The organism is Pseudomonas sp. NFACC39-1, assembly GCF_900110355.1.
Lineage (GTDB): Bacteria > Pseudomonadota > Gammaproteobacteria > Pseudomonadales > Pseudomonadaceae > Aquipseudomonas > Aquipseudomonas tehranensis.
Genome location: NZ_FODL01000005.1, coordinates 19096 through 44815 on the forward strand (window position 1 = coordinate 19096; position 25720 = coordinate 44815).

Consider the following 25720-nt stretch of genomic DNA (forward strand, 5'->3'; position numbering starts at 1 on the left):
CGCTCAACTCAATAATCAATGGTCAAAGGGCTGTTTAAAGCTCAGGGAGTTCTGCATGTCGATTTTTGTCACGGTGCCAACTTTATTGCGCACTTTCACCCAGGATCAAAAGCGTATTGAAGTTCAGGGTCAGACCGTTCTTGACGTTATCGAATACATGGAAAAACAGTATCCGGGGGTCAAGGAGCGGCTGATCGGCGATGGCCAGGTGCATCGTTTCGTGAACATCTACGTCAACGATGACGACATCCGCTTTGTCGACAACCTCGCCACGGTACTCAAGGCCGGCGATAGCCTCACCATTCTCCCGGCCGTGGCCGGCGGTTGAGGCAGGACGCTGACCCGGGGCTGCGCGCGGCACCTCACCAAAGGCCCGCGCGCGGCGGTATGGAAACCTGCTGGTATATGTCTTATGTCCCGTCTTCTACAGGGTTGCAGTCTCTCCGGCTGTGTTGAACAAGTGCCCGTCGGCTTCGCTGCGCTGGCCGCGTCACTGCGCTACCAGGCGACGACGCTGGGCCTGGAACATCGTCCGTCCTACGGCGATCCATTGGCCTGCGGGCTGGGGTTCTCCTTTCATCACCCGGACCTTTCGCCGATCGAAGGGATGATTCACGGCTGGCCCGATGGCAGCGCCCACGGCGTCACCGAACATACCGTGCAGGCTGCCTGCGGATTGATGTCGGTGCATGGCCGGGCCAGTGGCAAGGCCCAGGGCTTGGGGCTCGATTATGTCTCGACCCTGAGCGCCAGTCTGGCCTTGCAGGGTGCGCTGGCTGCCGCCCTGGGCCAGTTGCGTGGCGGTCGTTTCAATCACGTCAGCAGTTCCCTGGGCGCCGCCGGGGTGCTGGGCATCGGTCAATACCTGGCCGGTGCCACCGCTGCCGACGAGGCCGAGCGCCTGCTCCCCGGCGCGACCTGTTCGAAGAATCGTCCACCGTTCGTTTCCGCCGACGGTGTGCATTTCGAACTGGAAACCCTCGATGCCGAGCCTTGGCGGCGTTTCTGGGTCGCGGTGGGCATCGACGCCGAGCAGGCCGGTCAGGGCTGGAAGGCCTTCCTGTTGCGTTACGCCAAGGCGGTGGCGCCGATGCCGATGGTGTTGCGCCAGGCCTTGGCGCGACTGTCCATGGCCCGTATCAATGCCTTGTGCGCGTTGAGCGGCATGGCTGTTTGCCCGCTGCGCAGCCTCGCCGAGCGGCGTGCCGACGAGGATTTGCCCGGGCAATTGAAACAAGGCCCCTGGGCGTTCGACGGAGGCGTTACCGATGGCCGGACATTGTCCGCGTTGACGTCGGGCGAATTGCCGTTGAACGGTCTGACGGTGATTGAATCCTGTCGCCGGATCCAGGGGCCATTGGCCGGGCACCTATTGGCGATGCTGGGCGCCGAGGTGCTGCGCATCGAGTTGCCCGGTGGCGATCCATTGCGGGCCATGCCGCCCTGCGTTGAAGGCGTATCGGTGCGCTTCGATGCCCTCAATCGACTCAAACAGGTGCGCGAACTCGATATCAAGTCAGCCGCCGGTCGTGAAGAACTCTACGAGCGTGTGCGCCATGCCGACGTGTTCCTGCATAACTGGGCACCGGGCAAGGCCGCGCAACTGGCGCTGGACCGCGCCGACCTGGCACGGATCAACCCGGGCCTGGTGTACGCCTATGCCGGTGGCTGGGGCCACGACCGCCCGGGTGAATCGTTGCCGGGCACCGACTTTGTTGTGCAGGCATGGTCCGGTGTTGGCGAACAGATCGGCCAGGCCTCGGGCACCCCGGGCGGTTCGCTGTTCACCGTGCTGGATGTGCTGGGCGGTGTGGTTGCCGCCCAAGGGGTGACTGCCGCCCTGGTCCATCGCGCCCTCAGCGGTCAGGCGGTGCGGGTCGACAGCTCGTTGCTCGGTGCGGCCAATTTGTTGTGCGCCCAATCACTACAGGACGCAGATCAGCCCCAGGCCAGTCTGCTCAAGGGCGTGTACCCGACCCAGTCCGGCTTGCTGGCGATCGATTGCCAGACTCCGGCCCAGTTTGAACAACTGCGCCGGATCCTCGCCCTGGATTCGCAAACCACTGCGCAGAGGCTGGACGCAGTGCTGGGCAGCGCCCTGTTGTCACAAGCGGCCCAGACCTGGCAACAGCTGCTGGACGCCGCCGCCATACCGGCTTGCGTGGTCGTAGAAGACCTGTCGCAGCTGGGCCAAGACAGGCGATTGAAGCCGTGCTTAAGCCTGAATGCCTATACCTCGGTCAACGCTCACTGGAGTTTTCGATGAACAACGCAGGCATCATTGATCTGGTTCCCGTTGAGGTTCGCAGTGTCTGGGAACGTGACGGGACTTACCCCAACCGTTCGGTCTACCAACTGTTCCGCGAGCACGCCCAGCGTGAACCGGAAAAATCCGCAGTGCTCTCGCCTGAGGGCACCCTCAGTTATGGCCAGTTACACGACTATGCCCTACGCATGGCCGCTGGCCTGCGCGCTGCCGGGATCATGCCCGGCGATGTGGTGGCCTATCAGCTCACCAACAGTTGGCGTTGCTGCGCCATCGATCTGGCCGCCGCGGCACTGGGCGCCGTGGTTGCGCCTTTCCCGCCGGGGCGTGGCAGCCTGGACATCCAGGCCCTGGTGCGGCGCTGCGATGCCCGGGCGGTCATCGTTCCGGCCGAGTATGCCGGCATCGATCTATGCCAGGTCGTCGAGGCCCTGCGCCCGACGTTATTGTCGCTCCGGGTGTTGATCGTCGAAGGCAGTTCTCGGGAAGGCTGGTTGAGCCTGCAGGACCTGCTCGAGGCCGAGCCGCTTGCAGAGGCGCAACTGCCCCAGGTTTGCCCCAACTCACCGGTGCGCCTGCTGGTGTCTTCCGGCACCGAGTCAGAACCCAAGCTGGTGGCTTACTCGCACAATGCGCTGGTGGGTGGGCGCGGGCGTTTCCTGCAACGCATTCATCCCGAGGGCGCCACGTTCCGCGGTCTGTACCTGGTGCCGCTGGGCTCATCGTTCGGTTCCACCGCCACCTTTGGCAGCCTGTCGTGGCTCGGCGGGTCGATTGCCGTCTTGCCGCAGTTCGATGTAGCGGCGGCCATCGAGGCGATTGAACAGCTGCGCCCGACGCACATCCTTGGGGTGCCCACGATGCTTCAGCGCATCGCTGCCGATGCACGTCTGGCCGAGGTCGACAAATCCAGCCTGGTGGGGTTGATCTGCGGCGGCTCGCTGATCGACGAAGTCACGGTGCGCCGCTGTGTCGAGGCTTTTGGCTGTGGTTTCATCAGCCTGTACGGCTCGGCGGATGGGGTGAACTGTCACAACACCCTGGACGACGCGTTGGAGGTGGTGTTCTACAGTGTCGGTCGACCGAACCCGGCGGTGTGCGCCATCAAGATTTTCGACGAGCAGGACCAGGAACTGCCCCAGGGCAGCGTCGGCGAAATCCGTGCGCGGGGGCCCTTGAGCCCGATGCAATACGTCAACGCGCCGGAACTCGATGCGCAGTATCGAGACGCCGAGGGCTGGGTCAAGACCGGCGACCTTGGCTACATCGACGCAGACGGTTATCTGATTCTGGCCGGACGCAAGAAGGACATCATTATCCGTGGCGGCGCCAACATCAGCCCGGTGCAGATCGAAACGCTGGCGACCGGTCATCCCGATGTGGTCAGTGTCGCCTGTGTGGCCGTGCCGGACCCGGACCTGGGCCAGCGCGTGTGCATTTGCGTGACCCTGCGCGAGGGCGCGTCGCGCTTCAGCTTGAGTGAGTTGACCGACTACCTGCGCGAGCAAGGATTGGAAGTCAATAAGCTGCCCGAGTACCTGCGTTTCTATAAACAGCTGCCGCTGACGCCGGCGGGCAAGATCGACAAGAAGTCCCTGGCCGCTGAAGTGGCGTTCCTGGAGAGCGGGGCGGGCATCGCATGTTGAGTGCAATAAGAGTCGGTAGCGCTCAGAACGTTGCTGAGCTGGCGTGCCAGGTGCGGCGTTTTGTCGATGAGCGCATTATCCCGGTGGAGGCTGAGCTGGCGGCCGAACCCCGACAAGCCGCCCGGCGCATCGCCGAGCTGAGTGCCCAGGCCCGGGCAGCCGGGTTGTGGGGCAACTTCTACCCCCAGGCCCTGGGCGGTCGGATTGCCAGCCTGCGTGCCTATCTGCTGGTAGCCGAGCAGGAGGGCCGGTCGGAGTACGCGCCGACGATCTTCGGTGACGACGCCACGTTGGATCTGCACATGTTGAGCCGGCATGCCGGCGAGGAGGTCCGCCAGCGCTTTCTCGGTCCGCTGGCGGCGGGGACGCTGGTCTCCAGCTATGGCATGTCCGAGCCGGACAGCATCGGTTCGATTCCGGCGACCCTCAACAGCCACGCCGAGTTCGTTGACGGCCACTGGCGGTTGAGCGGGCGCAAGTGGTTTATCTGTCGTGCCGAGCGGGCGGCATTGGTCACGGTGATTGCCCGCACTGCGCCAGGGCCATTGGAGAGTGGGTTATCGATGCTGTTGGTTCCCACCGACTTGCCAGGCTTTCGCGTGGAGCGACCCTTGTCGATTCTCGGGCGTTTTTCCGGGCAGGGAGAACTTTCGTTCGATCAGGTTCACGTCCCGGCCAGTCATGTGCTGGGCGAGGTGGGGCAGGGCCTGGCGTTGATGCAAGAGCGTCTGGCGTTGGGGCGCGTCCTGCGCTCGGTGCATTGGCTGGGACTGGCCCAGCGCTGCTTTGACCTGATGTGCGCACGGGTCCATTCGGCCCGCGGCGTGCAGGCGCGGCTGGCGGACAAACAATTGGTTCGCCAGCGGGTGTTCCGGGTTTACCAAGGCATTGCCAGCGCCCGCGCACTGCTTCACGACGCCGCCGACAAATACGACGCAGGCGTCGCCAACAGCATCGAGGTGAATATCGCCAAGGTCGCCGCTTCCCAAGCCTTGAGCGAGGCGGCGGACTCGGCGATCCAGATCATGGGCGCCGAAGGCCTGAGCGAACTGTCACCGTTGTCGGGTATTTATCGCACCGCGCGCACCACCCATATCCTCGACGGCACCGACGATGCGCTGGTGAGCGCGGTAGGCCGGCAATTGCTCGACAACTGCGGCGACGCGGGGCTGGACTTCGATTGGCCCTCCGTAATGGGGGGAGCAGGCCGATGAGCGAGCACGCTGCTTCACGGGGCGTATGGCTGCGGCTGGTGCTCACCGCAGCGATGGCCTTGCCGATGCTGATTTTCTACGCGGTCGGCACCCTTGGGCCGCTGATGGTCGCGGACCTCGGTGTGCCGAGCCATTGGTTGGGCTGGCTGATCACCAGCGCGTTCGGTTTTGCCGCCGTGTTGTCGCTGTGGGCCGGGCCGTTGGTCAATCGCCTCGGCACCCGGCGTGCCCTGGCGCTGCTGTTCTGGAGCACGCTGGTGGCGTACGGGTTACTGGCGAGTTTGCCGGGGTTCGGCGGTGTGATACTGGCACTGGCGGCCTGCGGCATTGCCCAGGCGCTGGCCAATCCGGCGACCAATCTGTTGATCGCCGAGCGCGTTGAGCCCCGGCAAAAGGCGGCGGTAGTCGGCTTGAAACAGTCCGGGGTGCAGGTCTCGGCTTTGTTCGCCGGCCTATTGTTGCCCAGCCTGGCCCTGAGCCTGGGCTGGCGGGGTGCCTTGGCCACGTTGCTATTACCGGCGTTGCTCCTGGCGCTGTGGGGGCCACGGGTGGCTGCCCGTGAGCATTCGGCTAAACCCCAGGGATTGGCTTTGACTCGACCCAATGCTCGTCTGGCGCTGCTGATGAGCGTGCAACTGTGCGTAGGCATCGTGCTTTCGTCGTTCGTAACGTTTCTTGGAATCTTTGCCGCACAGCAAGGCATGACCGCGCATTGGATCGGCGCATTGATCGCCGGTTTCGGCGTGATGGGCATCGCCGCCCGGGTCGGGCTGACCCCGTTGGGCGCGCGGATGGCCGATGAGTCCTGGTTGCTGCTGTTGCTATTGCTGTTGTCGGGCGTGGCGTTGTGGCTGACCTCGCTGGCTTTGCCCGTGCGCCATTGGCCGCTGTGGGCGGGCGCTTTGGGCATGGGCCTGACGGCCGTGGCGACCAACGCCATCGCCATGAGCATGGTGCTGCGCGATCCAGGGTTTGGTAGCCCGGCGGCGGCAGCCGGGCTGCTGTCGGTGGGCTTTTTTGGCGGGTTCGCCGTGGGGCCTCCGTTGTTCGGTCTATTCCAACGCGGACCTTGGGGGTTCGCCGATGCGTGGCTGCTGTTGATCGGGGTACTCGTGGTGGGCGGTCTGTCGAGCCTGCTGCTGATCCGCCTGCGGCAACGCCATAAAGCGCCTACCGTCACCGGGCTGAGGGCGGTCAAATGAACGTCGCCCAGGCGTGGCAAGAGCCGTTGCGGCTCGACGAGGCCTATCGCGCCATCGCGGCGATCCTCAGACGCATGGATCAGATCCAGGCCTCCTGCGGCGAGGGTTTTCCGTTGTATTGCACGGGGGCTGACAACCAATGGAAAGTCTCGGCTGGTGGTTCCTGGCTGGGCGGTTTCTGGTCCGGACTGTGGTGGTTGCGCGCCCATCGCAGCGCAGTGCGGGGCGATCGTCGGCAGGCCCGCCAGGTTACCGAACGGCTGCGGGATAAGCTCGACAGCGCCACGCACCATCGCAGCCTGATCTTTCATTACGGCGCAGGGCTGGGCGGTGGCTTGCTGGATGACGCCATGGCCAAGGAACTGGCGGAACAGGCGGTGGGGCACCTGGCTCGGGCTTTCGACCCGCTGCTGGGCTGCATTACGCTGGGGCGGGACATGGGTGGCGGCGAGCAGGGGGATCAGCGTCTGAGCATTGACCCGCTGGCTGCCACGCTGCACTTGTTCGCGCGCCGGGCGGAGCTGCGGTGGTTGAGTCTCGGACGTCAGCAATTACAGGCCTCTTTTCGCGCATGTGCCGCTGGCGACGGAGCCTGGAGCAGTCAGGCCCACCATGAAAATGGCGAGTGGCGTGCCGAAGAAAGGCCGGGCGACTGGTCCCGGGGCCAGGCTTGGGCGCTGCTTGGCCTGAGTGTCGGAGCCCGGTTGTACGGCGCACCTTACCGTCAGGACGCCGTGCTGGCCTGTCAGTATTGGCAGCGCAGCCGGGGCTGGGATGTACCGCGCAATCGTCTGTCCGAGAACCAGGGGCCGGACGATCCCTGCTCGGCGGCAATGGTGTCGCTGGCCCTGCAAGGATTGGCGCCACAGATACCGGACGGTGAAATGTTGCTCCAGCACGCCGGTGCGCAACTGGCGGCGATTATTCGCAGTGGCGATTTTCATGAGGGACGTTTTGTCGGCCATTGCTACCGGGTTTCGGCCACTGAAGAGCAGAAAGTGGAGTCGGCCTGTGGCAGTTTTTTCCTGCTGGCGGCATTGCTGGCCTGGACCGGTGAGCTTGATCCAGGCGTCATCTAATCGGCAATCCCTGTAGCCGCCAAGCCTTCGCAGCAAGCAGTGAGTAAAAATTTCCCCCTTTCAGGGCGCTCAATCCCGGTTGCCCGCTTTTTTGCACCTATTCGACCCGTTCCAGGGCTCGCTGGAGAAAGCTGAAATAAACGTTTCAGCTTTTTTTGGGTGTTTTGTCGCTAAAATGAAAATAAATTTCGCTTCCAAATAATTTCACGGCGTTTTTTCTAGCGCAGTCTTGAGGCATTGCGCTTAGGCACAGCCTTTGCTACGGCTCAACAGCGAAGCCACCACAATCGTTGAATTCAATCCTAGGAGTCATTTCGCCGCACAGATGTCATCAAGGGGGCGCACGTCATCCAGACGCAAAGGCCAGATCAGAGACCGGTGCAATCGAGGTACTCAGAGAAACAGGGCTCATTAAAACAAAGCAAGGCCGGACCATTGGAATGACGAAGTGATAAAAAATGCCGTGTAGAACGCGGCTGGGAGTTGGCTATGCCCCAAGCTTTTTTTAATGAAATGTATGATGCAAAGGGTGACTGCCGCCCGCACTATCAAGCTTTCTCACGCTGGCTGGCGGACACGCCGCTGGAGTTGCTGGAACAGCGTCGTCGCGAAGCCGATCTGCTGTTTCATCGAGCCGGTATCACCTTCACCCTCTACGGTGACGAGCAGGGCACCGAACGATTGATTCCGTTCGACATCATTCCTCGCAGCATCAAGGCCAGCGAATGGAAGATGGTCGAGCGTGGCTGCATTCAGCGGGTCCAGGCCCTGAACATGTTTCTGGCCGACATTTACCATGGGCAGCGGATTCTCAAGGAAAAAATCATTCCGGCCGAGCAGGTGCTTGCCAATGAGGGTTATCAAATCGCGATGCAAGGCCTGGACTTGCACCGAGGCATTTATGCCCACATCGCCGGTGTCGACCTGGTTCGCGACGGTGACGGCAGTTATTACGTACTTGAGGACAATCTGCGTACGCCCAGCGGCGTGAGCTATATGCTCGAAGACCGCAAGATGATGATGCGCCTGTTCCCCGAGCTGTTCGCCGCCCAGCGCGTGGCGCCCATCGATCACTATCCGAATCTGTTGCTCGACACCCTCAAGAGTTCAAGCCCCCTGGACAACCCGACCGCCGTGGTGCTGACCCCAGGTCGTTTCAACAGTGCCTATTTCGAACATGCGTTCCTGGCCCGTGAAATGGGGGTGGAACTGGTAGAGGGCGCCGATCTGTTCGTGCGCGACGAGCATGTCTACATGCGCACCACAGCAGGCCCCCAGCAGGTGGATGTGATCTATCGCCGCCTTGACGATGATTACCTCGATCCGCTGTCGTTCAACCCCGACTCCATGTTGGGCGTGCCCGGGCTGATCGCCGTTTACCGGTCAGGCAACGTAGTGCTGGCGAATGCGGTTGGCACGGGCGTGGCCGATGACAAGTCGATCTACCCTTACGTCGACGAGATGATCCGCTTCTACCTCACCGAAGAGCCGATCCTGAAGAACGTGCCGACCTGGCAGTGCCGCAAGCCCCAGGATCTGTCCCACGTGCTGGCCAACCTGCCTGACCTGGTGGTCAAGGAAACCCAGGGTTCCGGCGGTTACGGCATGCTGGTAGGGCCGGCAGCCACAGCGGCGCAGATCGAAGATTTCCGCGCACGCCTCAAGGCCCGTCCTGAAGCCTATATCGCCCAGCCAACGTTGAGCCTTTCCACCTGTCCGACTTTCGTCGAGAGCGGTATCGCCCCGCGCCACATCGATCTGCGTCCGTTCGTGTTGTCGGGCAAGGAAACCCGTCTGGTGCCCGGCGGGCTGACCCGCGTGGCACTTCGCGACGGCTCGCTGGTGGTCAATTCGTCCCAGGGTGGCGGCACTAAAGACACTTGGGTAGTGGAGGACTAAGACATGCTTTCAAGAACCGCTTCGGACCTCTACTGGATGTCCCGCTATCTGGAGCGCGCCGAGAACCTGGCGCGCATGCTCGAAGTCAGTTACTCGCTGTCGCTCATGCCCCAGGCCGGGCGCAGCGATGGGCATGCCGAGCTGGCGATGTCGTTGTTGGCGGCCGGCACGCTGGACGATTACAACGCCCGTTATGACGCGCTCAACACTGAACGCATGTTGCATTTTTTCGCACTGGACGAAACCAACCCCGGAAGCATCTACAGCTGTCTGCGGGCGGCGCGGACCAATGCCCATGCGGTGCGTGGACGCATCACCGCCGACATGTGGGAGAACATCAACGCCACCTGGCTGGAGATGCGCAACATTGCCAGCAATGGTCTGGGCCGCTACGGCATCAGCCACTTCTGTGAATGGGTCAAGGAGCGCTCGCACCTGTTCCGTGGCGCGACGTCGGGCACCATCATGCGCAACGATGCCTATAGATTCATTCGTCTGGGAACCTTTATCGAGCGAGCGGACAACACCCTGCGCCTGCTGGACGCCCGCTACGAAATGTTTGGTGAGGAGTCGGAAGAGGTCAGCGACAACTCGGCACGTGGTTATTACCAATGGAGCGCCTTGCTGCGAGCGTTGTCTTCGTTTGAAGCGTTCAACGAGATCTACCGCAATGCGCCCAACGCCGAGCAGGTCTCGGAAATGTTGCTGCTGCGCGCCGATGTCCCGCGCTCGTTGCATGCCTGTATCGAGGAACTGGACCAGATCCTCTCCAGCCTGCCGGGCAACAACGGCCGCCCAGCCCAGCGCCTGGCCGCTGAATTGAATGCACGGCTGCGCTACTCCGGCATCGACGAGATCCTGGAGTCGGGCCTGCACCAATGGCTGACCGACCTCATTGGCCAGATTCGCCACCTGGGCCAGACCGTTCACGAGTCTTATCTGGAGGTGGTATGAAACTTTCCATACGCCATGACACGACCTACAGCTATGCCGATGAAGTGTGCACCAGCATCCAGTTCCTGCGTTTGACGCCCAAGGACACTCAGCGTCAGCGCATCCTGCAATGGCATCTGGAGTTGCCGCGCCTGGTGCGCAGCCAGCTCGACCCCTACGGCAATATCCTGCATGTGATGACCATGGACGAGCCCCATGGCGCTCTGGTGCTCACGGCTTATGGCGAGGTGGAAATCCATCAGGCGGTGCAGATGGAGCCGGACAGCCAGTCACCGCTGCCATTTCTGCGCACCAGCCGCCTCACCCAGGTCGATGATGCTCTCGCGGCCTTTGCTGTGGAGCAATGCGCAGCCCGACGTGATCGCTCGGCGCTGACCGATTTGATGAACGGCCTGGCTGCGCGCATGCCCTATAGCCCGGGCACGACCGAGGTCAGCAGTACCGCCGCCGAAGCCTTCGCCGGGGGCGCGGGGGTTTGTCAGGATCATACCCACGCATTTGTGGCCTGCGCGCGCAGCCTGGGGGTTCCGGCGCGCTATGTCTCCGGTTACCTGTGCACCGAAGATGAAAGTCATCTGGCGAGCCACGCCTGGGCTGAAGCCTGGCTGGAAGACGGCTGGTACAGCTTCGACGTGACCAATCGCCTGACCTGTCCGGATCGACATTTGAAACTGGCGGTCGGCCTGGACTACCTCGACGCTTGTCCGGTACGCGGCATGCGCCGCGGTGGCGGGGCAGAGCAGATGCACGCGCGGGTGCAGGTGAACTCAATGGTTCAGGTGCAGCATCAGTAGGCGAGCAAAGTACTGAACCCTGAAGTCCCATCGCGAGCAGGCTCGCTCCCACACTGGATTGGCGGCGGTCATTGGCCTCACCACAACCCGAAATCCCCTGTGGGAGCGAGCCTGCTCGCGATGACGGCAGTACAGTCAACATTGATGCACACGGACTCACCGCAATCGCGAGCAAGCTTTGCTCCCACAGGTGTCGCCCTGGATGCCCTGGCATGGCGCGGCTGCGCTGAAGGATCGCTCTGCTCAGGCAGATGGGCATTTACGTACGCCGACGTCCTGAACCTGTCATCATCGTGCTTTGCAGTACCCCTTATACAGAGGAACAGCGCATGGACGATGTACAGCAACTAGGCGAGATGCTTCGTCATTACGCAGACAGCGAAGCGCACAAGAAGCACCAGCACGAGGCGCAATCGGCGGTGTGGGCCGCACAGATCGAGGCGTTGTACGGACAGATCGAGCAATGGCTGGCGCCCGTCATGGCCCCCGGTCTTCTGACACTCACCCGTGAGGCGTATGTGGCCCACGGGCCGAGCGTTCCGGCCGATACCTCCGACTTCAAGACAGAAAAACTGACCGTGTCCATCACCGGCAAACCGGTGGAGTTCATACCGGATGTAATGGGATCCGGCGGACAGATTTCCCTGGCGATCATGGGGCTGACTGCAACACGTTACGGCAGTATCTCGCTGGTTTGCCTGCCGCCTTCATTGCAGTGGCAATGGCGCCGCACCAACGGGTTGAAAGATCCGGATACTTTTACCTTCGACGCGGACTTCCTCGCGCAGCAATTACAGAGCCTGATACCCCGCGAGCGCGGCTGAAGGCGGTGGCGAGTAAAGGGCTTGCCCAATGACTTCTTCCTGTCGGAGCAGGCAAAACCGCGCCCATTGGCTATACCTGTAATTCCCGGCCCCGTTTCGTGTGGCTTACAGGAGTGACAGCATGAAGTTTGCGTCAATGATTGGCACCGTGTGCATGGCCTCGCTTGCCCTGGCTGGTTGCTCCAGCAAGATCACCCAACCGGATGAGTACTCCGGTTTTCTGGGTGATTACAGCCGGCTCAAGGAGGAGAAATCGCCGTCGGGGGCCGAAGTGATGCGCTGGGTCGATCCCACGGCAGACCTGAGCAAATACACCAGCCTTTACGTCGAGCCGACACAGCTTTACCCCAAGCCGCAGCCGACCGTGAAGATCCCCCAGGCCACCTTGTCCGGCATTACCGGTTATTACGATCAGGCGCTCAAGCGGGAAGCGGGTAAATCCCTGCCCCTGGCGACCGGGCCAGGACCGGGGGTGTTGGTGATGCGTGCGGCCATCACCGCCGTCAGCAGCAAGACCGAAGGCCTGAAGCCTTATGAAGTGATTCCGATCGCGCTGGTGGCGGCCGCGGTCAGTACCGCCAGTGGCATTCGCGACCAGGAAACCACCTTGGGCACTGAAGCGGTATTCCTCGACGGCGGCAACAATGCAGTGGTCGCCCAGGTGGTGCGTAAGGGCACGGGTAAGCCGTTGTCCAACGAGGCCCAGGTGATGAAGCCCGATGATGTCAAAGGTGTGATCGATGGTTGGGCAGCGGACTTGCATCAGTCGTTTCTAAAACTCAAGGCCAAATAGCGCACAGGCGTCGCTGTAGGCGCTGGCGAAGCCGGCGATCTTTCGCTCTAGACTCAATTGGCAGGGGAAAGATCGCAGCCTCGTTGCGCTCGATAGTGCCTACGCCGCCAAGCCATGACTTTTTATGTCCAACCATAGGTCGCAGAACCATTTCATGGTTAACTCCGGCCTCACCATTTTCAAACCTGTCAGAAGGAATCCGTTCATGGCTCAAGTCACCCTCAAAGGCAACCCGGTTCAAGTCAACGGCCAGTTGCCACAAGCCGGTTCCAAGGCGCCAGCCTTTTCCCTGGTAGCCGGCAATCTGTCCGACGTTTCTTTGAAGGATTTCGCCGGCAAGCGCAAAGTGCTGAACATTTTCCCAAGCGTCGACACCCCGACCTGCGCCACCTCCGTGCGCAAGTTCAACGCCCAGGCCAACGATCTGAGCAACACTGTGGTGCTGTGCATCTCGGCTGACCTGCCGTTCGCCCAGGCGCGTTTCTGCGGTGCCGAAGGCCTGGAAAACGTCCAGAACCTGTCCACGCTGCGCGGCGCTGAGTTCATCGAAAATTATGGCGTGGCGATTGCTGATGGCCCGCTCAAAGGCTTGACCGCCCGTGCCGTGGTGGTGCTGGACGAAAACGACAACGTGCTGCACAGCGAACTGGTCAAGGAAATCGCTGAAGAGCCGAACTACGACGCTGCGCTCGCTGCTCTTAAATAACGCTCCTGTAATAACGTTTTTATTACAATTGTTAACGGCCTGGCCACGACCAGGCCGTTTTCATTTGTGCTTCAAGACCTTAGCCAACTACGCGATAGGTAAGCCCAAGGTAAATTGCCGGTAAAGGCGCTTTGCTAAATACCCGCCAGTGCTTATCGTTCAGCCTCCCGTAAAAGAAGCCCACGCGCCCAATGGTTGATCATTCCATGCAATCCTCTGTTTCCCACAAATCCCGTCGCTGGCTGTTTGGCCTGGTCGTCGTATTGATCGTCGCGGCGCTGGCCTGGAAGTTCTGGCCCGCCGGTACGGACCAAAAGCCCGGAGCAGGGCAAAAAGCGCCTGCTGAGCAGACGGGGCGGTCGGGCGGGATGCGACCAGGGTTTGGGGGGGCGACAGGGCCGGTACCGGTTCGGGTAGCGCCGGCAGTCACCGGTGATTTTCCGCTTTACTACAAGGCGCTGGGCACCGTCACGGCCCTCAATACCATCAATGTGCGCAGCCGGGTGGGTGGCGAACTGGTCAAGATCGCCTTTGAAGAAGGGCAAATGGTCAAGGCCGGAGACCTGCTGGCTGAGATCGACCCGCGTCCATACCAGAACGCCTTGCTCCAGGCCGAAGGCACGCTGCTGCAGAATCAGGCTCAGCTGAAAAATGCCCAGGTGGACCTTGAGCGTTATCGTGGCCTGTATGCCGAGGACAGCATCGCCAAACAGACCCTCGATACCGCCGCCGCCTTGGTGGGCCAATACCAAGGTACGGTCAAGACCAATCAGGCGGCGGTCAACGACGCCAAGCTCAATCTGGAGTTCACCAGGATCCGGGCGCCGATCTCCGGCCGGGTCGGGTTGCGGCAACTGGATGTTGGCAATCTGGTGGCCGCCAACGACACTACCGCGCTGGCGGTCATCACCCAGACGCAACCCATCAGCGTCGTGTTTACGCTACCGGAAACCAACCTTGATACCGTGCTTGACCGCTATCGCAGCGGGGCGAAGCTGCCAGTGGAAGCCTGGGACCGTAGTGACCTGAAGCTGCAGGCCAGCGGTGTGCTGCAAAGCCTGGACAACCAGATCGACATCACCACCGGCACCCTGAAGTTCAAGGCTCGCTACGATAACCGCGACCAGTCGCTGTTCCCCAACCAGTTCGTCAATGTGCATCTGTTGGCCGACACCCTCAAAAATGTAGTCCTGGCGCCGACCGCTGCGATTCAGTTCGGCACCAACGGCACCTTCGTCTACGCCCTGGATGGCGATAAAAAAGTCACCATCAGAAAGCTGAAGATCGGCGCCAGCGACGGCGAAAACACCGTAGTCACCGAAGGCCTGGCAGCGGGGGATCGGGTGGTGCTTGAGGGCACCGATCGCCTGAAGGAAGGCAGTGAGGTCGATGTAGTCAACGACAGCCAGGACGTGCCCACCACGCCGACCGAACACCTGCAGGGCAAAACGGCGGCGGCCCCGGCTGAACCGGCCGAGGCCGACAAGGCGAAAAAGGGCGGCGCATGAACCTCTCGCGTCTGTTCATCCTTCGCCCGGTCGCCACCACCCTGAGCATGCTGGCCATCGTGCTGGCCGGTCTGATCGCCTATCGGTTGTTGCCGGTGTCGGCATTGCCCCAGGTCGATTACCCGACCATCCGCGTGATGACCCTGTACCCGGGCGCCAGTCCCGACGTGATGACCAGCGCCGTGACCGCCCCCCTGGAACGACAGTTCGGGCAGATGCCGGGCCTGACGCAAATGGCGTCTACCAGCTCCGGCGGCGCGTCGGTGATTACCCTGCGTTTTAGCCTCGACATCAACATGGATGTCGCCGAGCAACAGGTGCAGGCGGCGATCAACGCAGCCACCAACCTGCTGCCCAATGATCTGCCGGCCCCGCCGGTGTACAACAAGGTCAACCCGGCCGACACCCCGGTGCTGACCCTGGCGATCACCTCCAAGACCATGCTGCTGCCCAAGCTCAATGATTTGGTAGACACCCGCATGGCGCAGAAAATCGCCCAGATCAGCGGCGTCGGCATGGTTTCGATCGCCGGCGGCCAGCGCCAGGCCGTGCGGATCAAGGTCAATCCCGAGGCCCTGGCAGCCGCAGGTCTGAACCTGGCGGATGTGCGCACCCTGGTCGGCGCCTCCAACGTCAACCAGCCCAAGGGCAACTTCGACGGACCGACCCGGGTCTCGATGCTCGATGCCAACGATCAGTTGACCTCGCCCAAGGACTACGCCGAGCTGATCCTCGCCTATGCCAACGGCGCTCCGTTGCGCCTCAAGGATGTCGCGCAGATCGTCGATGGCGCCGAGAATGAACGCCTTGCCGCCTGGGCCAACGAAAACCAGGCCGTGCTGTTGAACATCCAGCGCCAGCCGGGGGCCAACGTCATCGAGGTGGTGGACCGGATCAAGGCCCTGCTGCCAAGCATCACCGACAACCTGCCGGCCGGCCTGGACGTGACAGTGCTGACTGACCGCACCCAGACCATTCGCGCTTCGGTCACCGACGTCCAGCATGAACTGCTGATCGCCATCGCCCTGGTGGTTATGGTGACGTTCCTGTTCCTGCGTCGGGTCAGTGCCACGATCATTCCGTCGGTGGCTGTACCGTTGTCGCTGATCGGCACGTTCGGCGTGATGTACCTGGCCGGTTTTTCCATCAACAACCTGACGCTGATGGCCCTGACCATTGCCACCGGTTTCGTGGTGGACGATGCCATCGTCATGCTGGAAAACATTGCCCGCTACATCGAGGAGGGCGAAAGCCCCATGCAGGCCGCGCTCAAGGGCGCGAAGCAGATTGGCTTCACACTGATCTCACTGACGCTGTCACTGATCGCGGTGCTGATCCCGTTGCTGTTCATGGCCGACGTGGTTGGACGCTTGTTTCGCGAGTTCGCCATCACCCTGGCGGTGGCGATCCTGATTTCCCTGGTGGTGTCCCTGACCCTGACGCCGATGATGTGTGCCCGGTTGCTCAAGCGTGAGCCCAAGGAGCAAGAGCAGGGGCGTTTCTACCGCGCCAGCGGCGCCTGGATCGACTGGATGATCGCCGCCTACGGGCGCAAGTTGCAGTGGGTGCTCAAGCATCAGCCGCTGACCCTGCTGGTCGCCGTCGGCAGCCTGGTGCTGACGGTGGTGTTGTACCTGGCCGTGCCCAAGGGTTTTTTCCCGGTGCAGGATACCGGTGTGATCCAGGGAATTTCCGAGGCACCGCAGTCGATTTCCTTCGCTGCCATGAGCGAGCGTCAACAGCAACTGGCCAAGGTGATCCTGGCCGATCCGGCGGTGCAGAGCCTGTCTTCCTACATCGGCGTTGACGGTGACAACGCCACGCTCAACAGTGGTCGCTTGCTGATCAATCTCAAACCCCACAGCGAACGGGATGACAGCGCCACCGAAATCATTGCCCGCTTGCAGCCACAACTGGATCGGCTGGTGGGCATCCGTCTGTTCATGCAACCGGTGCAGGACCTGACCATCGAAGACCGGGTCAGCCGCACCCAGTACCAGTTCAGCCTGTCTTCGCCGGATGCCGAGTTGCTCAGTCTCTGGAGCGATCGTCTGGTCGAAGCGTTGGCCCAGCAGCCGGAGTTGACCGACGTCGCCAGCGACTTGCAGGACAAAGGGTTGCAGGTCTACCTGGTGATCGACCGCGACGCCGCGTCTCGCCTGGGCGTGTCGGTGTCCGACATTACCGATGCCCTGTACGACGCCTTTGGCCAGCGGCAGATTTCCACCATCTACACCCAAGCCAGCCAGTATCGGGTGGTGTTGCAGGCCCAGGCCGGTGAGCGCATCGGGCCGCAGGCGCTGGATCAGATTCACGTCAAGACCACCGATGGCGGCCAGGTGCGGCTGTCGAGTCTGGCTCGCGTCGAGGAGCGTCAGGCCCAGTTGGCCATTGCTCACATCGGCCAGTTTCCGGCGGTGATGATGTCGTTCAACCTGGCGCCCGATGTAGCCCTCGGGCACGCGGTGGACGTGATCGAGAAGGTCCAGCAAGACATTGGCATGCCGGTCGGGGTGCAGACCCAGTTCCAGGGTGCGGCCCAGGCGTTCCAGGCCTCGCTGTCGAGCACCTTGCTGCTGATCCTGGCGGCGGTGGTGACCATGTACATCGTCCTCGGTGTTTTGTACGAGAGCTACATCCACCCGATCACGATTCTCTCCACGTTGCCATCGGCGGCCATCGGCGCCTTGCTGGCGCTGATCATCAGTGGCAATGACCTGGGCATGATCGCAATCATCGGCATCATCCTGCTGATCGGCATCGTCAAGAAAAACGCGATCATGATGATCGACTTCGCCCTCGACGCCGAACGCAACCAGGGCATGGACCCGCAGACGGCTATCTACCAGGCTGCGCTGCTGCGTTTCAGGCCGATCCTGATGACCACCCTGGCGGCCCTGTTCGGTGCGGTGCCACTGATGCTCGCCACTGGCTCCGGCGCCGAACTGCGCCAGCCTTTGGGGCTGGTAATGGTGGGTGGGTTGTTGGTGAGCCAGGTGCTGACGCTCTTCACCACGCCGGTGATTTACCTGTATTTCGACCGCCTGGGACGCCGCTTTGCCAAGCCTGATGGGAAAGAGGTGCGGGTATGACAGCGACGGATTACAGGCAAGAATCAACGCCCGAGGGCTTGAAGCCGGGGGGCTTTTTGTGGCGAGGGGATTTATCCCCGTTGGGCTGCGCAGCGGCCCCTTTGGTGAGCGCTGCGCACTCAAGCGGGGATAAATCCCCTCGCCACAAGAGCCCGACCATCCCTCACGGCATATCGTATGAAGCCTGGAGCGGTTGCTGATGAACCTCTCCGGCCCTTTCATCCGCCGCCCCGTAGCGACCATGCTCCTGAGCTTTGCAATCATACTCTTGGGCGGTGTGAGCTTTGGCCTGCTGCCGGTTGCGCCGTTGCCGCAGATGGATTTTCCGGTGATCGTGGTCCAGGCCAACTTGCCGGGGGCCAGCCCCGAGGTAATGGCGTCGACGGTGGCCACGCCGCTCGAGCGTTCCTTCGGCGCCATCGCCGGGGTCAATACCATGAGCAGCCGGTCCAGCCAGGGCTCTACCCGGGTGATCCTGCAATTTGACCTGGACCGCGACATCAACGGCGCGGCGCGGGAAGTGCAGGCGGCCATCAATGCCTCGCGCAACCTGTTGCCCAGTGGCATGCGCAGCATGCCCACGTACAAGAAGGTCAACCCGTCCCAGGCGCCGATCATGGTGCTGTCGCTGACCTCGGATGTGCTGGAGAAGGGCCAGCTCTACGACCTGGCTTCAACCATCCTGTCCCAGAGTCTGTCCCAAGTCTCGGGCGTGGGCGAGGTGCAGATTGGCGGCAGTTCCTTGCCAGCGGTGCGCATCGAACTGGAGCCGCAACTGCTCAACCAGTACGGCGTGGCCCTGGATGATGTGCGCAGCGCCATTGCCGACAGCAATGTGCGCCGGCCCAAGGGTTCGGTCGAGGACGCACAACGCATGTGGCAAATCCAGGCCAACGATCAGTTGGAGAAGGCCAAGGATTACGAAACGCTGATCATCCGTTACCAGGACGGCTCAGTGCTGCGGCTCAAGGATGTGGCAAAAGTCACCGACGGCGTCGAAGACCGCTACAACAGCGGGTTCTTCAATGATGACGCAGCCGTGCTGTTGGTGATCAACCGCCAGGCCGGCGCCAACATCATCGAGACGGTCAACGAGATCAAGAACCAGCTGCCGGCGTTGCAGGCCGTGCTGCCGGCCAGCGTCAAGCTGAACCTGGCCATGGATCGCTCGCCAGTGATCAAGGCCACGCTGCACGAGGCGGAAATGACGCTGCTGATTGCCGTGGCCCTGGTGGTGCTGGTGGTGTTCCTGTTTCTGGGTAACTTCCGTGCCTCATTGATCCCGACCCTGGCGGTGCCGGTGTCCCTGGTGGGTACGTTTGCGGTGATGTACCTCTACGGTTTCTCCTTGAACAACCTGTCGTTGATGGCGTTGATTCTCGCCACTGGCCTGGTGGTGGACGACGCCATCGTGGTGCTGGAGAACATTTCCCGGCACATCGACGAAGGCGTACCGCCCATGAAGGCAGCCTACCTGGGCGCCGAAGAGGTGGGCTTTACGCTGCTGTCGATGAACGTCTCACTGGTGGCGGTGTTTCTGTCGATCCTGTTCATGGGCGGGATTATCGAGAGCCTGTTTCGCGAGTTTTCCATCACCCTGGCGGCGGCCATCGTGGTCTCGCTGGTGGTGTCGCTGACCCTCACGCCGATGCTCTGCGCTCGTTGGCTCAAGCCCCACGTGCCGGGGCAGGAGAATGGCTTGCAGCGCTGGAGCCGGCGCCTCAACGAGCGGATGGTCCGTGGTTACGCGCGCAGCCTGGACTGGGTGCTGCGCCATCGGCGCCTGACCTTGCTGAGCCTGCTGGTGACCATAGGGGTGAACATCGCCCTCTACGTGGTGGTGCCGAAAACCTTCATGCCTCAGCAGGACACCGGGCAGTTGATCGGCTTTGTGCGTGGGGATGACGGACTGTCCTTCAATGTGATGCAGCCGAAGATGGAAATCTTTCGCCGCGCCGTGCTCAAGGACGAAGCGGTCGAAAGCGTGGCGGGCTTCATCGGCGGCAACAACGGCACCAACAATGCCTTCATGCTGGTGCGCCTCAAACCGATCAACGAGCGCGGGATCTCCGCGCAGAAAGTCATCGAGCGCTTGCGCAAGGAGATGCCCCTGGTGCCGGGTGGCCGCTTGATGCTGATGGCCGACCAGGACCTGCAGTTTGGGGGCGGTCGTGAGCAGACCACCTCGCAGTATTCCTACATCCTGCAGAGCGGTGATCTGGCGTCGCTACGCCAGTGGTACCCCAAAGTCGCGGCCGCCTTCAGGGCCTTGCCGGAACTGACCGCCATCGACGCTCGTGACGGCGGCGGCGCCCAGCAGATCACGCTGGTGGTGGACCGCGATCAGGCCAAGCGCCTGGGCATCGACATGGACATGGTCACCTCGGTGTTGAACAACGCCTACAGCCAGCGGCAGATATCCACCATCTATGACAGCCTCAACCAGTATCAGGTGGTGATGGAGGTCAACCCCAAGTACGCCCAGGACCCGAGCACCCTCGAGCAGGTCCAGGTCATTACCGCTGACGGCGCGCGGGTGCCCCTGTCGACCATCGCGCATTATGAGAGCAGCCTGGAGGATGATCGGGTCAGCCATGAGGGGCAGTTCGCCTCCGAGGACATATCGTTCGATTTGGCCGAGGGTGTGACGGTGGAGCAGGGCACGGCTGCCATCGAGAGAGCGATTGCCAGGCTAGGGATGCCCGAAGACATCATCGCAAAAATGGCCGGCACCGCCGATGCGTTCGCGGCAACCCAGAAAAGCCAGCCGTTCATGATTCTGGGGGCATTGCTGGCGGTGTATCTGGTGCTGGGTGTGTTGTACGAGAGCTACATTCATCCGCTTACCATCCTGTCTACATTGCCGTCGGCCGGTGTCGGCGCACTGCTGTCGATTTACTTGTTGGGCGGCGAGTTCAGCCTGATCTCGTTGTTGGGCTTGTTCCTGCTGATTGGCGTGGTGAAGAAAAACGCGATCCTGATGATCGACCTGGCGTTGCAATTGGAGCGCGGCGGGCAGTCGCCGCAGGACTCGATCCGCAACGCCTGCCTGCTGCGCTTGCGGCCGATTCTGATGACTACGCTGGCGGCAATCCTCGGTGCCTTGCCGCTATTGCTTGGCGGTGCCGAAGGCTCGGAGATGCGCCAGCCGCTGGGCCTGACCATCATCGGCGGGCTGGTGTTCAGCCAGATCCTGACTCTCTACACCACGCCTGTGGTTTACCTTTATCTCGACAAACTGCGCCATCGCTTCAACCGCTGGCGCGGCGTGCGCACTGATGCTGCCCTGGAAACTCCGCTATGACCGACCGCTCGCTTTTCAATCTTGTCGCACCGTTGGCGACCGCCCGTGGCTCGCGGCTGCTGAGCCTGACGCTGTGCGTGGCGATGCTCAGCGCCTGCGCCATCGGCCCGGATTACCAGCGCCCAGCAGCCGTGGCGCCCGTGCAGTACAAGGAGGCTGAGGGTTGGCGCCAGGCCAATCCCAGCGACGCATTGGCCCGGGGTGCCTGGTGGGAGTTGTACGGCGATGCCCGGCTCAATGGCCTGGTGGAGCAACTCAACACCTCCAACCAGACCGTGGCCCAGGCCGAAGCCCAGTACCGTCAGGCCCAGGCCTTGGTTCGCAGTGCCCGGGGCGCATTTTTCCCCACCGTGGACCTGACCGTTGGTAAGAACCGCTCCAGCCAGGGCACCGGCAGCAGCAATTCGAGCCTGAGCAGTTCGGCCAGCGGCATCCGCGACACCTACAGCGCCCAGGCCGGTGTCAGTTGGGAGGCGGACGTCTGGGGTAAGTTGCGTCGCACCCTGCAAGCCAATGAAGCCAGCGCTGAAGCCAGCTTCGCCGATCTCGCCGCCATGCGCCTGAGCCAACAATCGGAACTGGTGCAAAACTACCTGCAATTACGGGTGATCGATGAGCAGAAGCGCTTGTTGCAGACCACCGTGGACAACTATCAGCGTTCGCTGAAAATGACCGAAAACCAGTACCGCGCGGGCGTATCTGGCAGGGATGCGGTGGCTCAAGCGCAGAACCAGCTCAAGACCACCCAGGCCGACTTGATCGACCTGATCTGGCAACGGGCCCAATTCGAAAACGCCATCGCTGTGCTGATCGGTCTGCCGCCGGCCGAATTCAACCTGGCAGAAACCCAGAACATCCCGGCGCTTCCACAAATCCCCGTGGCGCTGCCCTCGCAGTTGCTTGAGCGCCGGCCGGACATCGCCTCCGCAGAACGCTCGGTGATGGCCGCCAACGCCAATATCGGCGTGGCCAAGGCTGCCTATTACCCGGACCTGACCCTGAGTTTGAGCGGCGGTTACAGCAGCAGTACCTACGATAACTGGGTGAGTGTGCCAAACCGCTTCTGGTCGGTGGGACCGCAACTGGCGATGACGCTGTTCGATGGCGGCCAGCGTTCGGCGGAAGTCGACCGCACCATCGCGGCCTACGACCAGACGGTCGCCACCTATCGCCAGACGGTGCTCGACGGTTTTCGCGAAGTGGAAAACTACATGATCCAACTCAAAGTCCTCGAGGACGAAGCCCGCGTGCGCCAAGAGGCCCTGGACGCCGCCCGCGAATCCTTGCGTCTGACCCAGAACCAGTACCGGGCGGGGCTGATTGCCTATCTGGATGTCGTCACGGTCCAGGCCACCGCGCTGAGTAACGAACGCAGTGTGCTGACTTTGCAACAGAGCCGGTTGATCGCGAGTGTGCAGCTGATCGCCGCGTTGGGCGGTGGGTGGGATGGGCAGATGCAGGCGAGCGAGAAACCCTGATCGAAGGTGACCCCTGTGGCGAGGGGATTTATCCCCGCTGGGCTGCGCAGCAGCCCCTAAATACTTCTGTCGCTGCTGTGTGCCAGGCACGATGCAGGGGCCGCTTCGCGCCCCAGCGGGGATAAATCCCCTTGCCACAGGGTTGATCTTCATAGCTGGTGGTCAGTCCCGCTTTTGGCCGATGCACTGTCTACGACCCGGTGCGTGGACTTGTTATAGTTCAGGCCTCTTTTTCAGCCGGTAAAGGATCACTGCCATGTCGCAATACCAAGCGTTCGCCGTCGAGCTTGCAGACAATATCGCCCATGTGCAGATCAATCGACCGGACAAGATCAATGCAATGAACGCCGCGTTCTGGAGCGAGATCGTCGAAATCTTCCAATGGATCGACGACACCGACGAAGCGCGGGTGGTGGTATTGAGCGGGGCCGGCAAGCACTTCTCCTCGGGCATCGACCTGATGATGCTGGCCGCCGTGGCCAACGACCTGGGCAAGGACGTGGGTCGCAATGCACGCCTGTTGCGCCGCAAGATCCTGCAGTTGCAAGCCTCGTTCAATGCCGTGGACAACTGCCGCAAACCGGTGCTTGCGGCCATTCAAGGCTATTGCCTGGGCGGTGCCATTGACCTGATCGCCGCGTGCGACATGCGTTATGCCGCCGAGGACGCGCAGTTCTCCATCAAGGAAATCGATATCGGCATGGCGGCCGATGTTGGCACATTGCAACGCTTGCCCCGGATCATCGGGGACGGCATGCTGCGTGAACTCGCTTATACGGGGCGCACTTTTGGTGCCGACGAGGCGCGCAGCATCGGCCTGGTCAATCGTGTCTACAGTGATACCGCCAGCCTGCTTGACGGTGTGATGGGCATCGCGCGGGAAATCGCCGCCAAGTCGCCGATCGCCGTGACCGGTACCAAGGAAATGATCAGCTACATGCGCGACCACCGCATCGACGACGGGCTGGAATACGTCGCCACCTGGAACGCCGCCATGCTGCAATCGACCGACCTGCGCGTGGCCATGGCCGCCCATATGAGCAAACAGAAACCTGAATTTCTGGATTGATTGATCATGATTTCACGCTGGACCACCGCAGTACTCGATACCGATCTCCCGGGGGGCTGGGCCGTGGCCCGCAGCCCGGAAGGCTTTCTGTTCGATGACAACGGCGCGCTGTTTCCCCGCGACTGGCTCAAGCGCCAGGACCTGTCGATCCTCGCCGAGCATGGCATTGGCCACCTGGATGGCGAGCCGGTCTATCTGCTGGAACTGCACAGCTCACAGGACGTCCCCGGTTGCAACTGGAAGGGCCTGCGGGCCTTCATGCTCGAGGATGACCACACGCTGTACAAGGTCCTGGGCTATGCCGCGCAGATCGGCACCTGGGCTCGGGAGTGCCGTTTCTGTGGCAGCTGTGGCAAACGCATGAGCCAGATTGCCCGGGAACGGGCGATGTATTGCGATGCCTGTGACTTGCGGCATTACCCGCGGATTTCGCCGAGTATGATCGTGCTGATCACCCGTGGCGATGAAGTCCTGCTGGCCCGTTCGCCTCGCTTCGTCACGGGGGTCTACAGCACGCTGGCCGGGTTCGCCGAGCCAGGTGAGTCGGCCGAGGATTGCCTGATTCGTGAGGTGCGCGAAGAAGTCAGCATCGAGGTGAAGAACATTCAGTACGTCGGCAGTCAGTGCTGGCCGTTTCCCCATTCGATGATGCTGGGCTTCCACGCCGAATATGCCGGTGGCGACATCGTCAGGCAGGAAGATGAGATCGAGGATGCCCAGTGGTTCAACGTGCACAACCTGCCGCCGCTGCCGGCCTCGCGCTCCATTGCCCGCTACCTGATCGACCTCTATGTGGCGCGGCGCTTAGGCCACGCTGAACCAGTGCTGCCAGGCTAGACGCACGGTCAAGCCCAGTACCACGGTGATGAATACTGGTCGGATGAACTTCGCGCCGCCGCTGATGGCGGTGCGAGCGCCGAAGAACGCCCCCACCATCACCGACAGGCCCATACTCAGGCCGATGATCCAGTCCACTTGCCCCGAAAAAATGAACACCGACAGCGCCGCGATGTTGCTGACGAAATTCATGCTGCGGGCCACACCACTGGCCTTGACCAGATCGATGGGATAGAGCAGCAGGCTGCTGACCGTCCAGAACGCACCCGTCCCAGGACCGGCCACGCCGTCGTAAAAGCCCAGGCTGAAACCCTGGGGCGCTTGCCAGGTCTTCTTGATCGGCGCATTGCTGTCTAGCGGCGCCTTGGGCGTGCCACCGAACAACAGGTACAGGCCGCAGGCGAAAACAATCACCGGCAGCATCTTGTTCAGCCACTCGGCGGGCAGGTAATGGGCGACGATCGCGCCAACCAGGGCACCGATCAACGTGCCAACGAGGGCATGGGTCCACTGCCTTGGATGGAACAGCTTGCGCTTGTAGAACGTGAAACTGGCCGTGGCCGAACCGAAGGTCGAGCTGAGCTTGTTGGTGCCCAGGACCAGATGGGGAGGCAAGCCGGCGGTCAGCAGGGCCGGGGTGGTCAACAGGCCACCTCCACCGGCAATGGCATCGATGAAACCGGCAATGAAAGCGACGAGGATAAGGATAGCGAGGGTGGTAAGGTCAACGCTGAGTTCGAAGGGCATGAAATGGGCTTATTTGGCAGGGCGCAGGTGGCTGCAGGGAAGGCCGGTATGTTACCCATAAATGGGGCAGGGCTGCGACTCCTCCGGGGTCCCTGACGTTCTCCATGGCGAGGGGGCTGGCTTTGCAGGGTTGCGACGCAGCCCCAGAAGCCTTGCACCCCCCTGTGGTTGTCGGGCGGAAGCTGGCCTTTGGACGAATTTTTTTTGAAATCAAGGGGTTGTCAGCCTAGGCAAATGAGTACATAATTGCGCCCATCGAACGCACTGGGACGTAAAAAATCTCAATGTTTTCAAGGAGATAGAGCTTC

General features: G+C 61.9%; 19 protein-coding genes. 18 read left to right on the top strand and 1 reads right to left on the bottom strand.

The annotated features are described in order from the left end of the window. Window positions 1-55: 55 nt before the first annotated feature. The 18 genes from BMY45_RS12035 to nudC all read left to right on the top strand — a co-directional run bounded on the left by BMY45_RS12035 (window position 56) and on the right by nudC (window position 24665). Window positions 56-328: a MoaD family protein gene (locus BMY45_RS12035; RefSeq protein ID WP_092397796.1), complete on the top strand. Its 273-nt coding sequence runs from the start codon at window positions 56-58 to the stop codon at window positions 326-328. Window positions 329-412: 84 nt separating this feature from the next. Next, entirely contained in the window at window positions 413-2266 is a 1854-nt protein-coding gene (locus tag BMY45_RS12040; RefSeq protein ID WP_092397798.1) for a CoA transferase, read from the top strand. Further along, entirely contained in the window at window positions 2263-3912 is a 1650-nt protein-coding gene (locus BMY45_RS12045; RefSeq protein WP_092397800.1) for a class I adenylate-forming enzyme family protein, read from the top strand. The genes BMY45_RS12040 and BMY45_RS12045 overlap by 4 nt, the downstream gene beginning before the upstream one ends. Continuing rightward, the gene (locus BMY45_RS12050) at window positions 3906-5126 is read left to right on the top strand and encodes an acyl-CoA dehydrogenase family protein (RefSeq protein ID WP_092397802.1); all 1221 of its coding nucleotides are present in this window, start codon (window positions 3906-3908) and stop codon (window positions 5124-5126) included. Before BMY45_RS12045 ends, BMY45_RS12050 begins: the two co-directional genes overlap by 7 nt. Beyond that, a complete protein-coding gene (locus tag BMY45_RS12055; protein ID WP_092397804.1) occupies window positions 5123-6328 on the top strand; it encodes an MFS transporter in 1206 nt (401 codons plus the stop codon). The genes BMY45_RS12050 and BMY45_RS12055 overlap by 4 nt, the downstream gene beginning before the upstream one ends. Beyond that, window positions 6325-7407, top strand: coding sequence for a glucuronyl hydrolase (locus BMY45_RS12060; protein WP_092397806.1), 1083 nt, complete (start codon window positions 6325-6327; stop codon window positions 7405-7407). The genes BMY45_RS12055 and BMY45_RS12060 overlap by 4 nt, the downstream gene beginning before the upstream one ends. Window positions 7408-7896: 489 nt before the next feature. Continuing rightward, window positions 7897-9306, top strand: a complete 1410-nt coding sequence (locus BMY45_RS12065) for a circularly permuted type 2 ATP-grasp protein (protein WP_092397808.1) — start codon at window positions 7897-7899, stop codon at window positions 9304-9306. A gap of 3 nt (window positions 9307-9309) precedes the next feature. Further along, entirely contained in the window at window positions 9310-10260 is a 951-nt protein-coding gene (locus BMY45_RS12070) for an alpha-E domain-containing protein (protein ID WP_092397810.1), read from the top strand. Further along, window positions 10257-11054 (top strand): transglutaminase family protein, encoded by a 798-nt coding sequence (locus BMY45_RS12075; RefSeq protein ID WP_092397812.1) that lies wholly within the window; start codon window positions 10257-10259, stop codon window positions 11052-11054. Before BMY45_RS12070 ends, BMY45_RS12075 begins: the two co-directional genes overlap by 4 nt. 329 nt (window positions 11055-11383) lie before the next feature. Next, complete coding sequence (locus tag BMY45_RS12080) at window positions 11384-11878, top strand: hypothetical protein (protein ID WP_092397814.1); 495 nt, start codon at window positions 11384-11386, stop codon at window positions 11876-11878. A 121-nt stretch (window positions 11879-11999) separates the two neighbouring features. Beyond that, the gene (locus BMY45_RS12085) at window positions 12000-12671 is read left to right on the top strand and encodes a DUF3313 domain-containing protein (RefSeq protein WP_047226606.1); all 672 of its coding nucleotides are present in this window, start codon (window positions 12000-12002) and stop codon (window positions 12669-12671) included. 205 nt (window positions 12672-12876) lie between these two features. Next, window positions 12877-13377, top strand: coding sequence for a thiol peroxidase (tpx, locus tag BMY45_RS12090; RefSeq protein ID WP_092397816.1), 501 nt, complete (start codon window positions 12877-12879; stop codon window positions 13375-13377). A 191-nt stretch (window positions 13378-13568) separates the two neighbouring features. Further along, window positions 13569-14885 carry an MdtA/MuxA family multidrug efflux RND transporter periplasmic adaptor subunit gene (locus BMY45_RS12095; protein ID WP_092397818.1) on the top strand — a complete coding sequence of 439 codons (1317 nt, stop codon included), beginning with the start codon at window positions 13569-13571 and terminating at the stop codon, window positions 14883-14885. Further along, on the top strand, window positions 14882-17977 hold the full coding sequence (locus BMY45_RS12100; protein ID WP_092397820.1) for an MdtB/MuxB family multidrug efflux RND transporter permease subunit: 3096 nt from the start codon (window positions 14882-14884) through the stop codon (window positions 17975-17977). The genes BMY45_RS12095 and BMY45_RS12100 overlap by 4 nt, the downstream gene beginning before the upstream one ends. A 199-nt stretch (window positions 17978-18176) precedes the next feature. Beyond that, window positions 18177-21281 carry an efflux RND transporter permease subunit gene (locus BMY45_RS12105; protein ID WP_092397822.1) on the top strand — a complete coding sequence of 1035 codons (3105 nt, stop codon included), beginning with the start codon at window positions 18177-18179 and terminating at the stop codon, window positions 21279-21281. Further along, on the top strand, window positions 21278-22759 hold the full coding sequence (locus BMY45_RS12110; RefSeq protein ID WP_092397824.1) for an efflux transporter outer membrane subunit: 1482 nt from the start codon (window positions 21278-21280) through the stop codon (window positions 22757-22759). The genes BMY45_RS12105 and BMY45_RS12110 overlap by 4 nt, the downstream gene beginning before the upstream one ends. A 256-nt stretch (window positions 22760-23015) precedes the next feature. Continuing rightward, complete coding sequence (locus tag BMY45_RS12115) at window positions 23016-23828, top strand: crotonase/enoyl-CoA hydratase family protein (RefSeq protein ID WP_092397826.1); 813 nt, start codon at window positions 23016-23018, stop codon at window positions 23826-23828. 6 nt (window positions 23829-23834) lie between these two features. Further along, window positions 23835-24665: an NAD(+) diphosphatase gene (gene nudC, locus BMY45_RS12120; protein ID WP_092397828.1), complete on the top strand. Its 831-nt coding sequence runs from the start codon at window positions 23835-23837 to the stop codon at window positions 24663-24665. Here nudC and BMY45_RS12125 read toward each other — a convergent pair. Beyond that, window positions 24633-25412, bottom strand: a complete 780-nt coding sequence (locus BMY45_RS12125; RefSeq protein WP_092397830.1) for a TSUP family transporter — start codon at window positions 25410-25412, stop codon at window positions 24633-24635. The two genes, nudC and BMY45_RS12125, sit on opposite strands and share 33 nt — an antisense overlap. Window positions 25413-25720: the final 308 nt, after the last annotated feature.